General features: G+C 55.5%; 13 protein-coding genes. 12 read left to right on the top strand and 1 reads right to left on the bottom strand.

Annotated elements, in window-relative coordinates; translation table 11 throughout:
* Positions 1–216: 216 nt before the first annotated feature.
* The 11 genes from SC206_RS06260 to ugpQ all read left to right on the top strand — a co-directional run bounded on the left by SC206_RS06260 (position 217) and on the right by ugpQ (position 11737).
* The gene (locus SC206_RS06260) at positions 217–1329 is read left to right on the top strand and encodes a branched-chain amino acid ABC transporter substrate-binding protein (protein ID WP_332735256.1); all 1113 of its coding nucleotides are present in this window, start codon (positions 217–219) and stop codon (positions 1327–1329) included.
* 130 nt (positions 1330–1459) lie between these two features.
* Positions 1460–2386 carry a high-affinity branched-chain amino acid ABC transporter permease LivH gene (livH, locus tag SC206_RS06255; protein WP_332735254.1) on the top strand — a complete coding sequence of 309 codons (927 nt, stop codon included), beginning with the start codon at positions 1460–1462 and terminating at the stop codon, positions 2384–2386.
* On the top strand, positions 2383–3672 hold the full coding sequence (locus SC206_RS06250) for a high-affinity branched-chain amino acid ABC transporter permease LivM (protein ID WP_332735252.1): 1290 nt from the start codon (positions 2383–2385) through the stop codon (positions 3670–3672). Before livH ends, SC206_RS06250 begins: the two co-directional genes overlap by 4 nt.
* Positions 3669–4439: a high-affinity branched-chain amino acid ABC transporter ATP-binding protein LivG gene (livG, locus tag SC206_RS06245; protein WP_332735251.1), complete on the top strand. Its 771-nt coding sequence runs from the start codon at positions 3669–3671 to the stop codon at positions 4437–4439. Before SC206_RS06250 ends, livG begins: the two co-directional genes overlap by 4 nt.
* Before the next feature lie 3 nt (positions 4440–4442).
* On the top strand, positions 4443–5144 hold the full coding sequence (livF, locus tag SC206_RS06240; RefSeq protein WP_332735249.1) for a high-affinity branched-chain amino acid ABC transporter ATP-binding protein LivF: 702 nt from the start codon (positions 4443–4445) through the stop codon (positions 5142–5144).
* Between the two features lie 222 nt (positions 5145–5366).
* Positions 5367–6554 carry an aminotransferase-like domain-containing protein gene (locus tag SC206_RS06235; RefSeq protein WP_332735247.1) on the top strand — a complete coding sequence of 396 codons (1188 nt, stop codon included), beginning with the start codon at positions 5367–5369 and terminating at the stop codon, positions 6552–6554.
* A 227-nt stretch (positions 6555–6781) separates the two neighbouring features.
* Positions 6782–8095, top strand: coding sequence for a sn-glycerol-3-phosphate ABC transporter substrate-binding protein UgpB (gene ugpB / locus SC206_RS06230; protein WP_332735245.1), 1314 nt, complete (start codon positions 6782–6784; stop codon positions 8093–8095).
* 71 nt (positions 8096–8166) lie between these two features.
* Positions 8167–9054: a sn-glycerol-3-phosphate ABC transporter permease UgpA gene (gene ugpA, locus SC206_RS06225; RefSeq protein ID WP_332735243.1), complete on the top strand. Its 888-nt coding sequence runs from the start codon at positions 8167–8169 to the stop codon at positions 9052–9054.
* Positions 9051–9896, top strand: a complete 846-nt coding sequence (gene ugpE, locus SC206_RS06220) for a sn-glycerol-3-phosphate ABC transporter permease UgpE (RefSeq protein ID WP_332735241.1) — start codon at positions 9051–9053, stop codon at positions 9894–9896. Before ugpA ends, ugpE begins: the two co-directional genes overlap by 4 nt.
* Before the next feature lie 21 nt (positions 9897–9917).
* The gene (locus SC206_RS06215; RefSeq protein ID WP_332735239.1) at positions 9918–10991 is read left to right on the top strand and encodes a sn-glycerol-3-phosphate import ATP-binding protein UgpC; all 1074 of its coding nucleotides are present in this window, start codon (positions 9918–9920) and stop codon (positions 10989–10991) included.
* 2 nt (positions 10992–10993) lie between these two features.
* Positions 10994–11737: a glycerophosphodiester phosphodiesterase gene (gene ugpQ, locus SC206_RS06210; RefSeq protein ID WP_332735237.1), complete on the top strand. Its 744-nt coding sequence runs from the start codon at positions 10994–10996 to the stop codon at positions 11735–11737.
* 43 nt (positions 11738–11780) lie between these two features.
* Here ugpQ and SC206_RS06205 read toward each other — a convergent pair whose 3' ends face one another.
* Positions 11781–12098 carry a hypothetical protein gene (locus tag SC206_RS06205; RefSeq protein WP_332735235.1) on the bottom strand — a complete coding sequence of 106 codons (318 nt, stop codon included), beginning with the start codon at positions 12096–12098 and terminating at the stop codon, positions 11781–11783.
* A 194-nt stretch (positions 12099–12292) separates the two neighbouring features.
* On the opposite strand from SC206_RS06205, the gene SC206_RS06200 reads away from it, so the two are divergent.
* Complete coding sequence (locus tag SC206_RS06200) at positions 12293–13519, top strand: MFS transporter (protein WP_332735233.1); 1227 nt, start codon at positions 12293–12295, stop codon at positions 13517–13519.
* Positions 13520–13598 lie beyond the last annotated feature (79 nt).

Below are 13598 nucleotides of genomic sequence, written 5' to 3'. Positions count from 1 at the left end.
CAAATAAAATTCTGTTTACACCTCTTGTTTCTGGATGTGTGATTTGATTTACAGAAGAAAAAACCTGTTTAATAACGTGATAAATAAGCGTTTTATTAGAGAATAAGACCAAAAAAACCTGCTAACTCATTATTACTATTGGCGAAAGCGCCAAGTGAGCACGTTTTAAGCAGGTGGAAATACAACATCACAACATAATCGAATGGGGAAGTCAGGATGAAATTATCAAAGGGTAAGCTGTGGTTAGCGGGCTGCGTGGCGTTGGCAATGGGCCATTCTGCAATGGCAAAAGATATTAAAATCGCCATCGTGGGTGCTATGTCCGGGCCGGTCGCCCAGTACGGCGATATGGAATTTACCGGCGCTAAACAGGCTATCGCAGATATCAATGCCAAGGGCGGCATCAAGGGCGACAAGCTGGTCGGCGTGGAATACGACGACGCGTGTGACCCAAAACAGGCCGTGGCGGTCGCCAACAAAGTGATTAATGACGGTATTCGCTACGTGATTGGTCACCTGTGCTCATCCTCGACCCAGCCTGCGTCCGATATTTACGAAGACGAAGGCGTGATCATGATTACCCCTGCGGCCACCAACGCCGACCTGACCACGCGCGGCTACAAGATGATTATGCGCACCACCGGTCTTGATTCCGATCAGGGTCCAACCGCCGCGAAATATATCCTCGACGTGGTGAAACCTCAGCGCATCGCTGTAATCCACGACAAGCAGCAGTACGGTGAAGGCCTTGCGCGCTCCGTTCAAGACAGCCTTAAGAAATCGGGCGGCAACGTGGTGATGTTTGAAGGCATCACGGCGGGCGACAAAGACTTCTCAACGCTGGTGGCACGTCTGAAAAAAGAGAACGTCGATTTCGTCTATTTCGGCGGTTATTACCCGGAAATGGGACAGATTCTGCGTCAGGCCAAACAGGCCGGTTTGACCACCAAATTTATGGGTCCTGAAGGCGTAGGCAACTCCTCACTGTCGAACATCGCCGGTGCTGCCTCTGAAGGCATGCTGGTGACCTTGCCAAAACGTTACGATCAGGTGCCAGCCAACAAACCTATCGTTGACGCGCTGAAAGCCAAAAAGCTCGATCCAACCGGCCCGTTCGTCTGGACCACCTACGCCGCGCTGCAATCGCTGACCACCGGCATGACCCGCAGCGGCAGCATGGAGCCAGAAGAAATTGTTAAAAACCTCAAATCTGCGCCCGTCGACACAGTCATGGGGCCGCTAAGCTGGGACCAAAAAGGTGACCTGAAAGGCTTTGAATTTGGCGTCTTCCAGTGGCACGCCGACGGCACCTCAACGCCAATCAAGTGATCCTTCTTTAGTACCATCAAGAACACTGGCAAGCGTTGAATCATGTGCAGCTGTTTTACCCGACATCACGCGCTGCGGCAGAATATTTGCCGCAGCGCTGTCGTCTCGGGATTCATTTAAGGTGTGTAGTATGTCCGAGCAGTTTCTCTATTTTATCCAGCAGATGTTCAACGGTGTCACCCTGGGCAGCACCTACGCGCTGATCGCCATCGGTTACACCATGGTTTACGGCATTATCGGCATGATCAACTTCGCCCACGGCGAGGTGTACATGATTGGCAGCTACGTTTCGTTTATCGTGATTGCCGCGCTGATGATGATGGGCATCGACGCCAGCTGGCTGCTGATCGGCGCCGGTTTTATTGCCGCGCTGGTGATTTCAAGCGCCTACGGCTGGAGCATCGAACGCGTCGCCTACAGGCCGGTGCGCAATTCCAAACGCCTGATCGCGCTGATCTCCGCCATCGGAATGTCGATCTTCCTGCAAAACTACGTCAGCCTGACCCAAGGTTCGCGCGACGTGGCCTTGCCAAGCCTGGTGACCGGCCAGTGGACGCTTGGCGAAACTAACGGCTTTGCCGCCACCATCAGCACTATGCAGCTGATTATCTGGGTCGTGACCTTTATCGCGATGCTCTCGCTCACGCTGTTTATTCGCTACTCCCGCATGGGCCGCGCCTGTCGCGCCTGCGCCGAAGATTTAAAAATGGCCAGCCTGCTGGGCATCAGCACCGATCGCGTGATCTCGCTGACTTTCGTGATTGGCGCGTTAATGGCCGCCGTCGCGGGCGTATTATTAGGCCAATTTTACGGCGTGATTAACCCGTACATCGGCTTTATGGCCGGCATGAAAGCCTTCACCGCCGCGGTATTGGGCGGCATCGGCAGCATTCCGGGTGCCATGATCGGCGGCCTGATTCTCGGCGTGGCAGAGGCGCTGACCTCGGCCTATCTTTCTACCGAATACAAAGACGTGGTTTCATTCGCGCTGCTGATAGTCGTATTGCTGGTGCTGCCGACCGGCATTCTGGGCCGTCCGGAGGTTGAGAAAGTATGAAACATCTTAACCTGCTCAACGCGCTGATTTCAGCGCTGGTCCTGCTCGTTTTAGCTTCATTTATCATGGGCATGCAGCTCAGTCTTGATGGCACGCGTTTGGTGGTTCACGGCGCGGATACCGTGCGCTGGTACTGGATTGCCGCAGGCTGCGCGGTGGTTTTTGTCTTCCAGCTTTTCCGGCCGCTGCTGCAAAAAGGGCTGCGAAAAGTCTCGGGACCGAGCTTTGTATTGCCAAGCTTCGACGGCTCGACGCCTAAACAGAAATGGCTGGCGCTGGTGATGATTATCGCCGCGATCGCCTGGCCGTTTATTGTTTCGCGCGGCACGGTGGACATCGCAACCCTCACGCTGATTTATATCATGCTGGGCCTCGGCCTGAACGTGGTGGTGGGCCTTTCTGGCCTGCTGGTGCTGGGTTACGGCGGTTTTTATGCCATCGGCGCCTACACTTACGCGCTGCTTAACCACTATTACGGCCTGGGTTTCTGGGAAGCGCTGCCGCTGGCAGGACTGGTTTCGGCGGCCTTTGGCTTCCTGCTCGGCTTTCCGGTGCTGCGACTGCGGGGCGATTATCTCGCCATCGTGACGCTCGGCTTCGGCGAAATCGTGCGTATTCTGCTGCTTAACAACACTGAAATTACCGGCGGTCCGAACGGCATCAGCCAGATCCCGAAACCTACGCTGTTTGGTCTCGAATTCAGCCGTACGGCGCGCGAAGGCGGATGGGACACCTTCAGCCATTTCTTCGGGATAAGTTATGACCCCGGCGATCGCATTATCTTCCTTTATATGGTCGCGCTGCTGCTGGTGATTTTGACGCTGTTCGTGATCAATCGCCTGCTGCGCATGCCGCTGGGCCGCGCGTGGGAAGCGTTGCGTGAAGATGAAATCGCCTGCCGCTCGCTGGGCCTCAACCCGACGCGCATCAAGCTGACCGCCTTCACCATCAGCGCCGCGTTTGCCGGTTTTGCTGGCACGCTGTTTGCCGCGCGTCAGGGCTTCGTCAGTCCCGAATCCTTTACCTTCGTTGAGTCGGCATTCGTGCTCGCCATCGTGGTATTGGGCGGCATGGGTTCGCAGTTCGCCGTGATCCTGGCGGCAATCTTGCTGGTAGTGTCGCGTGAATTAATGCGTGACCTCAATGAATACAGCATGTTATTGCTCGGCGCACTGATGGTGTTGATGATGATCTGGCGTCCGCAGGGCTTACTGCCGATGAAACGCCCGCACCTGAAATTAAAGGTGGCGGATAAAATCGCGGCAGGCAAGGGAGAGCAGGCATGAGTACTCAAGCTTTGTTAAACGTTGAAGGGCTGACCATGCGCTTTGGCGGCCTGCTGGCGGTTAATAACGTTGCGCTACAGTTGAATCAGGGCGAAATCGTCTCGCTGATCGGCCCGAACGGCGCAGGCAAAACCACCGTGTTTAACTGCCTGACCGGTTTTTATCGTCCGAGTGGCGGCACCATTAAACTGCGCGACCAGCATCTTGAAGGCCTGCCCGGCCAGAAAATTGCTCGCATGGGCGTGGTGCGCACCTTCCAGCACGTGCGGCTATTCCGTGAAATGACGGTGATAGAAAACCTGCTGGTGGCGCAGCATCAGCATCTGAAAAGCGGCGTGCTGGCCGGTTTGCTCAAAACGCCGAGTTTTCGCCGTGCCGAAGCCGAGGCGTTGGACCGCGCCGCGCAGTGGCTCGACAGAGTCGGACTGCTCGAGCTGGCAAACCGTCAGGCTGGTAATCTGGCTTACGGCCAGCAACGCCGTCTGGAAATCGTGCGCTGCATGGTGACGCAACCCGAAATCCTGATGCTCGACGAACCCGCCGCCGGGCTGAATCCGCGTGAAACGGAAGAGCTAAACCAGCTGATCGCCGAATTGCGCAACCAGCATCAGGTGTCCGTTCTGCTGATTGAACACGACATGAAGCTGGTGATGGGCATTTCCGACCGTATTTATGTCGTCAATCAGGGCACGCCGCTGGCGCAGGGTACGCCGCACGAGATCCGTAATAATCCAGACGTCATTCGTGCGTATTTGGGCGAGGGATAAGCGATGTTGTCATTTAATCAAGTTTCGGCCCAGTACGGCAAAATTCAGGCGCTGCATCAGGTCAGCCTGCACATTAACAAGGGCGAAATCGTCACGCTGATTGGCGCGAACGGGGCCGGTAAAACGACGCTGCTCGGCTCGCTGTGTGGCGAACCGCGTGCCTCGCAAGGCTCGATTGTCTTTGAAGGTCAGGACATTACGCAATGGCCGACGGCTAAAATCATGCGCGGCGATATTGCGATCGTGCCTGAAGGTCGTCGGGTATTTTCACGCATGACGGTGGAAGAAAATCTGGCGATGGGCGGATTTTTCGCCGCGCGTGATCAGTATCAGCAGCGCCTCGAGCGAGTCTTTACGCTGTTTCCGCGCTTGAAAGAGCGACGGGCGCAGCGTTCGGGCACCATGTCCGGCGGCGAGCAGCAGATGCTGGCGATTGGCCGCGCGCTGATGAGCCAGCCGCGACTGCTGCTGCTCGACGAACCGTCGCTCGGCCTTGCGCCTATCATCATTCAGCAGATTTTCGACACTATTCAGCTGCTGCGTGAAGAGGGCATGACCATCTTCCTGGTTGAGCAAAACGCCAATCAGGCGCTCAAGCTGGCAGACCGTGGTTACGTGCTGGAAAACGGTCACGTAGTGCTCGAAGACACGGGCGCGGCGCTGTTGGCTAACGAAGCCGTGCGGGCCGCCTATCTCGGCGCGTAATCGTTTTCGGGGGGATGTTAAAAGCGCGATGCATAAAATACGTTAATTCCACCACAAACTGTGTTAAATCTAATAAAACCGCACGGCAAGCGCTTGGCGGTTTTTCTTTTTTCGATAAATTAACTTTTATCTATAAATTATCTTTTATCTATAGATAGTTTTTATGTAGAAAAAACTTTTCTGACATTCTAATAAAATTTCGCACACTACCGGGAAGATGAAATGAACACTGAAGGTTTGCTCGCCACGCGCATGGCCAGGCTGAAAAGCTCGGCTATCAGAGAATTGCTCAAACAAAGTCAGATGGAGGGTGTGATTTCGCTCGCGGGAGGCATTCCTTCCTCCGCGCTATTCGACTTTGAAGGGCTGGCGCAGGCGACGCAGATGGCGATTACCGAAAAGCCGGAGCTCGCGTTCCAATACGGTTTGACCGAAGGCAGCTACGGCCTGCGTTCGCGCATTATCGACCTCTGCAAAACGCGCGGCATTAACGCCACGCCGGAAGACGTCGTGGTTACCGCCGGTTCCCAGCAGGCGCTGGATCTGGTGATGCGCGCCGTGGTTAACCCTGACGACGTGGTCGTCGTTGAGCGCCCAACCTATCTGGCCGCGCTGCAAACGCTGGAACTGGCCGAAGCGCACCTGCTTTCTGTCGGCTCCGACGGCGACGGCATGAAGGTCGACGAGCTGGCCGAGATCCTCAAAACGCGCAAGATTAAAGGCGTGTACGTGGTGCCAACGTTCGGCAATCCGAGCGGCGTCACGCTGAGCCAATCTCGTCGCGAGCAGCTGGTAAAACTGGCCGCCGAGCATCAGTTCCTGATCATCGAAGATGACCCGTACGGCGAAATTCGTTTCACCGACGAGCGCCTGCCAACGCTGTTCTCAATTTCCCAGCAGCTTTACGGTCACGCCGACAACATCATCTACACCTCGACCTTCTCCAAAATTCTGGCCCCGGGCCTGCGTTTGGGCTGGGTTATCATGCCGGATTGGCTGCTGAATAAAGTTGCCATCATCAAACAGGCTGCCGACCTGCACGCTAGCTCGCTGTCACAAACCGTCGCCGAATACTATTTAGGATTGGGCCGTCTTGAGCAGCAGATCGAAACCATTCGCGCGGCCTACAAGAAAAAATGCGCCGTGCTGGCCGAGCTGCTGGAACGCGAGCTGGGTCACGTGCTGACCTTCGAATATCCGAAAGGCGGCATGTTCCTGTGGGCGCGTTTCCGCGAGCCGCGTAACTGCACCGAATGGATGAAAGAGACCATCAAAGAGGGCGTGGTGTTTGTGCCGGGCGAATTCTTCTATTCCGATAACCCGGATCACTCGACCTTCCGCATCTCGTTCGCTACCGCAACAGAAGAGCAGCTGCACGAGGCCGTCGCACGCCTGAAACGCGCGCTGTAATTTTTTAGCTCGTCTAAATTCAAATCCTGAAAAGGCGCACCGCGAAAGCCGTGCGCCTTTGTTTTGCCATCATTTCGTCATCCGCGTTTCATGCTGCTGTCACACTAACGTCACTTAACGGTTATTTTTCTGTCATTTAGCCGTGTCATTTTACCTCCCGAATAAAAAGTTATTTAACTTCCAAACTTTCTCTGCGCCGCCAACCCCGCAGACTTCAGGAGACAGGCATGTTTATTACTTTAAAAAAATCGGTCCTCGGTGCCGCGCTTATGCTGGCTTTCAGCGCCAACGCGCTGGCCGTAACGGAAATTCCTTTCTGGCATTCGATGGACGGCGAATTGGGTAAAGAGGTCAACTCGCTGGCCGATCGTTTTAACCAAACGCATCCCGACGTTAAAATCGTGCCGGTTTATAAAGGTAAATATGACCAGAATCTGGCGGCGGGCATCGCGGCGTATCGCACCGGCAACGCGCCCGCAATCCTGCAAGTTTATGAGGTTGGCACCGCCACCATGATGGCGAGCAAGGCAATTAAGCCGGTTTATCAGGTATTTGCCGACGCAGGATTAAAAGAAGACGTTTCGCAGTTTGTGCCGACGGTCGCGGGTTATTACTCCGATTCACAGGGTCGCCTGCTGTCACAGCCGTTTAACAGCTCGACGCCGGTGCTTTATTACAACAAAGATGCGTTCAAGAAAGCCGGGCTGAATCCGGACCAGCCGCCAAAAACATGGCAGGAGTTGGAGCAGGACACCGCCAAATTGAAAGACGCGGGCATGAAATGTGGTTACGCCAGCGGCTGGCAGGGCTGGATCCAAATTGAAAACTTCTCCGCATGGCACGGTTTGCCTGTCGCCACCAAAAATAACGGCTTCGACGGCACCGACGCGGTGTTGGAGTTCAACAAACCGGAACAGATCAAACACATTCAGTTCCTTCAGGACATGAACAAGAAGGGTGAATTTACCTATTTCGGGCGTCAGGATGAGTCAACTGCCAAGTTTTATAACGGCGATTGCGCGATGACCACCGCCTCTTCCGGTTCTCTGGCCGATATCCGCCAGCACGCCAAATTTAACTACGGCGTTGGAATGATGCCTTACGACGCCGACATTAAAGGCGCGCCGCAAAATGCCATCATCGGCGGCGCGAGCCTGTGGGTGATGAAAGGCAAGGATGAGGCAACCTACAAAGGCGTGGCCGAATTCCTGCAATTCCTGACAACGCCGGAGATTGCCGCCGAATGGCACCAGAAAACCGGCTATCTCCCCGTGACTTCTGCGGCTTACGACTTAACCAAGCAGCAAGGCTTCTATGACAAGAATCCGGGTTCCGACGTCGCCACCCGCCAGATGATGAACAAACCGCCGTTACCGTTCACCAAAGGCATGCGTCTGGGCAATATGCCGCAGATTCGTACCATTATCGATGAAGAGCTGGAAGGCGTGTGGAGCGGCCAGAAAACCGCCAAGCAGGCGCTGGATGAGTCCGTGCAGCGCGGCAACCTGTTGTTGCGTCGTTTTGAAGCTTCCGTGAAGTAATCGCCCTGAGGCCGGAGAGGGCATCGCGCTCTGTTCCGGCCTCTGTTTTCCCGTTCTGACGAGTCTTGTCTATGAGTTCACACCGTCCCGGATTCGGCTGTAGCTGGCTGCCTTACGCGCTGGTTCTGCCACAACTGCTGATTACCGCCATCTTTTTCCTCTGGCCCGCCGGTCAGGCCCTATGGTATTCGGTTCAGACGCTGGACCCTTTCGGCATCTCCAGCACCTTTGCTGGCCTAAGCAATTTTCAGCAGCTGTTCGAGGATCCTTACTATCTCGCGTCGTTTTACACCACGCTGAAATTCAGCTTTATGGTGGCCTTTTTTGGTCTGGCGATTTCGCTGCTGCTCGCGGCGATGGTGGATCACGTTATTCGCGCCAGCCGACTGTATCAGACCCTGCTGATTCTGCCTTACGCCGTCGCGCCTGCCGTGGCCGCCGTGTTGTGGATGTTTCTGTTCAGCCCCGGACTTGGCCTGATCACCCATTTTCTTGCCACGCTCGGCTATAACTGGAACCACGCGCAGAACAGCGGACAGGCGATGTTTCTGGTGGTGCTGGCCTCGATTTGGCAGCAGGTCAGCTACAACTTTCTGTTCTTTCTGGCCGCGTTGCAGTCGATTCCAAAATCGCTGGTTGAAGCCGCCGCCATTGACGGCGCAGGGCCGATTCGCCGCTTCTTCAATCTGGTGCTGCCGCTGATTTCGCCGGTCAGCTTCTTCCTGCTGGTGGTGAATCTGGTCTACGCCTTTTTCGATACCTTTCCCGTCATTGACGCCGCAACGCAGGGCGGACCCGTGCAGGCAACCACCACGCTGATTTACAAGGTTTATCGTGAAGGTTTCACCGGCCTCGACCTCTCCAGCTCGGCCGCGCAGTCCGTCGTACTGATGGTGATGGTCATCGCGCTGACCTTTATTCAATTCCGCTTTATCGAGCGTAAGGTGCGTTACCAATGATTGAGAACCGAAGAGGGCTCGATATTTTCTGTCACGCGGTGCTGATTCTTGGCGTGCTGATGGTGCTGTTCCCGCTCTACGTGGCCTTTGTCGCCGCGACGCTGGATAACAAACAAATTTTTGACGTGCCGATGACGCTGGTGCCCGGCGGCCATCTTTTCGAGAATATTCGCGCGATTTGGACCCAAGGCGCAGGCGCCAACAGCCCGGCGTTTGGTCCCTTGCTGCTGAACAGCTTTATCATGGCGCTGGCGATTACCGTCGGCAAGATTTCCATCTCGATGCTGTCGGCTTACGCCATTGTCTATTTCCGTTTCCCGCTGCGTAACCTGTTCTTCTGGCTGATTTTTATGACGCTGATGCTGCCGGTGGAAGTGCGTATTTTCCCGACCGTTCAGGTGATTGCCAATCTGCACCTGCTCGACAGTTACACCGGCCTCACGCTGCCGTTAATGGCCTCGGCGACCGCGACCTTTCTGTTCCGCCAGTTCTTTATGACGCTGCCCGATGAGCTGCTCGAAGCCGCGCGTATTGATGGCGCGGGCGCGATGCGCTTCTTCTGGGACATCGTGCTGCCGCTGTCGAAAACCAATCTGGCGGCGCTGTTTGTCATCACTTTTATTTACGGCTGGAACCAGTATTTGTGGCCGCTGCTGATCACCAGCGATGCCTCGATGGGCACGGCGGTAGCGGGAATTAAAAGCATGATTTCGTCAGGCGACGGCTCGACCCAGTGGAATCAGGTAATGGCCGCGATGCTCCTGACGTTATTGCCTCCTCTCGCGGTGGTGCTTTTGATGCAGCGCTGGTTTGTGCGCGGTTTGGTCGACAGTGAAAAATGATTAAAAAGGTACACAATCAGCATGGCTAATTTAAAACTTCAGGCAGTGACCAAGTCTTACGACGGACAAAATCAGATTATTAAAAGCATCGATTTGGACGTGAACGACGGCGAGTTTATCGTGATGGTCGGGCCTTCCGGCTGCGGAAAATCGACTTTGTTACGCATGGTGGCGGGACTTGAACGCACCACCAGCGGCGATATTTACATTGATGACGTGCGCGTTACCGAGCTTGAACCCAAAGATCGCGGCATCGCCATGGTATTTCAAAACTACGCGCTTTATCCGCACATGAGCGTGTATGACAACATGGCGTACGGCCTGAAAATTCGCGGTTTTGGCAAGGCGCAGATTCAGGCAAGAGTGGAAGAAGCCGCGCGTATTCTCGAGCTTGGCCCGCTGTTGAAGCGCAAACCGCGCGAGCTTTCCGGCGGCCAGCGTCAGCGCGTGGCGATGGGAAGGGCAATCGTGCGCGAGCCCGCCGTGTTCCTGTTTGACGAGCCGCTTTCCAACCTCGACGCCAAGCTGCGCGTGCAGATGCGCCTCGAGTTGCAGCAATTGCATCGCCGTTTGCGCACCACCAGCCTTTATGTGACGCACGATCAGGTCGAAGCGATGACGCTGGCAGAGCGCGTTATCGTGATGAATAAAGGGATTGCCGAGCAGATCGGCACACCGTCCGAAGTCTATCAGCGCCCGGCCAGCCTGTTTGTCGCCAGCTTTATCGGCTCACCCGCGATGAATCTGCTGCCGGGCCAGCTTTCCACCGACGGCACCTCACTGGTTATGGAGGGCGGCTACGAGCTGCCGTTGCCTGTCGCCAGACCTGAATGGGGCGGGCGCGAGCTGACGTTGGGGATTCGTCCCGAACATATTCAGCTAACGGATGATTCATCGCGTGGTATCGCGCTGGAGCTGAAAACCCTCGAGCTGCTCGGCGCAGACAATCTGGCTCACGGCGCGTGGGCTGGAAATGGCGTGGTGGTTCGACTCTCTCATGAAAATTGTCCGGCGGTCGGCAGCTATTTACGTTTGGTTTTGCCCGCGCACGCGCTACACTTTTTTGATTCAAAAAGCGGATTACGGATGGAATGAACATGACAGCCTGGCCTTATCCACGCATTGTGGCGCATCGCGGCGGCGGTTCGCTGGCGCCCGAAAACACCTTGGCGGCGATCGATACCGGCGCGCGTTTAGGTCACAGCATGATTGAATTTGACGTCAAACTGGCGCAGGGCGGCGAGATTTTCCTGCTGCACGACGACACCTTAAATCGCACCAGCAACGGCTGGGGCGTGGCGGGAGAATTAAGCTGGGACAAACTGGTGCAGCTCGACGCGGGCAGCTGGTTCAGCAAAAGCTTTAACGGCGAAAAGCTGCCGCTGCTCTCCGAGGTCGCGGCGCGCTGTGCGCAACACGGCATGATGGCGAATATCGAAATAAAAGGCACCCCCGGTTTGGCGTATGAAACCGGCGAACAGGTGGCGCGCGCGGCGCAAGAATTGTGGCGCGATCAGGCCGTCCCGCCTTTGCTTTCTTCCTTCGATGTCGCCTCACTCGAAGCCGCGCAGGCCGCCGCCCCCGAAATTCCACGCGGTATTCTGCTCGATAAATGGGACGAAAACTGGCACGCGCTTACCACGCGGCTGGGCTGTGTTTCGCTGCATATCAATCATCGGGAATTAACCGAAGAACGGGTGCAAACCCTCAAGCAGGCCAGCCTGCATATTCTGGTCTATACCGTGAACAGCCCGGAGCGCGCGCGTTTGCTGCTGGATTGGGGCGTAGACTGCATCTGCACCGACCGCATCGACCTGATCGGCCCGGATTTTGCGAGTTAACGGTTTGATCTTTTAGCCCCGCCGACTTACGCGGGGTCGATTATCACGGCATCTGTCGCAATTTTTGCTGGGTTTGCTGATTGTTATTGTTGAGCTGGCTCTGCTGCAAACGCTGCTGATCGTTGAGCGACTGCGCGCGGAGGCGTTGCTGCTGCTGTTGCTGGCTAAAATTTTGATCCTGCTCCAACTGGCGCTGATGCAGCTGCTGGCCGCTTAACATTCGCTGCTGCATACGTTCCTGAGAAGGGTTGTTGAGCAGCTGTTGCTGCCTTTCGATAGGTGTTTGCGTCGTTGCCGCCAGCGCGGAAGCGCCGAGCATGACCAGTCCAACGCCTGCAATAATCTGCTGAAAAACTTTCATGATTCGCTCTCCTGACAAAAATTTCCTGTTTTAAGTTTACTTCATCAGGGCAAAATGGGGTTTTTATCGGCCTGATTAACAAAACTTTACAGCACATCGCGATGAGCCAGCGATCCCATTAAAATTTATACTTCCCACCTTGCTGCAAAAGCCTCTTTTCACGCTTTGTCTTTTTATCACCACAGGAATAAATCATGTCGCAGTTTTCATCCGCAGAAAGCCGTTTAAACACGGCTAAAGAGCCGACATCCGGCTTCTCTCCGCGGCGTCTTTTACAAACGGCGTGGCTCGTCGTTGCCGTCTTTATGCTCTCTAATGCGCCTACGCCTTTGTATATTCATTGGAAACAGCAGCTTGGCTTTACTTCAGGCACCATGACCCTGATTTTTGCCTGTTACATTCTAGCGCTGGTGCTGACTCTACTGGTCGCCGGACAGCTTGCCGATCGGCTCGGCAGAAAAACCGTCATCATTCCTGGACTGATCGCCTCGCTGTTAGCTTGCCTCTGTTTCATCACGGCCGATTCGGTTTATACGCTGTTGGTTGCACGGTTTTTAACAGGGATTGCGGTTGGGGTGACGGTAACGGCCAGCATGGCGGCGGTCGTCGATGCGGGCGGAGAAAGCCGTAAACGGCAGGCGGCGCTGGTGGCGTCTATCGCGATGGTGACGGGCGCGGGGCTTGGGCCGGTGATGAGCGGGGTGATCGTGCGTTTCGTGCCGCATCCGGTTTATACCGTTTTTGCCGTCGAATTGCTGGTGCAGTTGAGTGCGTTAGTGATTGCGCTGCGGCTACCGTCGGCGGCGAAAAAGGTTGCTGCGCCGCGCCCGCTGCGACTGCCGACTATCCCGAAAGCCAACATGTTTCACCTGCTGCTGGGGATCCTGTTTTTTGCGCCGGGCCTGACCTCGACCTCGCTGATGCTGTCGCTCGGACCCGTACTGTTGAATAACTTCACCGCCGTCGGCAGTCCGGTTATCGCGGGTGTAATGGCCTGCGTGATGTTTGCCGTCGCCGTCGGCACGCAGATTTTGTGCCGTCAGCTGCCGATCGCGCGGATATTTTATGTGAGCGGCGCGGCGCTGCTCGTCACTATGTTAAGTGTTGTCATGACGCTGCACGGTGGCGACGTGAAGAGCCTTTTTCTCGCCGCACTGGCTGCCGGCGCGGCGCAGGGTTTGGGTCAACTCGGCGGATTAACGCTGTTGTCGATGAACATCGCCGCCGATCGTCGTGCAGAAGCCAACGCGTTATTAAATATCGGCGCCTACATTCCAGCCGGATTGCTGCCCGTCGCTACGGGTTATTTAATTGATTTTACAGGCATGACGTTCAGCTTTACCCTGCTCGCCGCCACGTTGGTCGCGGTAGCCGTTTTCGCTTTGGGATTATTGATTAAGCAAAGGTCCGTAACTCTATAAACAGGCCTATAAATAGGCGGGGAAGCGCGCTTACGTTTCCCCGTCGTTTCATGGTTTGAAAGGCTTTAGTCAAAAAGGA

The organism is Rouxiella sp. T17, assembly GCF_036663475.1.
Lineage (GTDB): Bacteria > Pseudomonadota > Gammaproteobacteria > Enterobacterales > Enterobacteriaceae > Rouxiella.
This window is presented reverse-complemented; position numbering and strand designations above follow the sequence as displayed.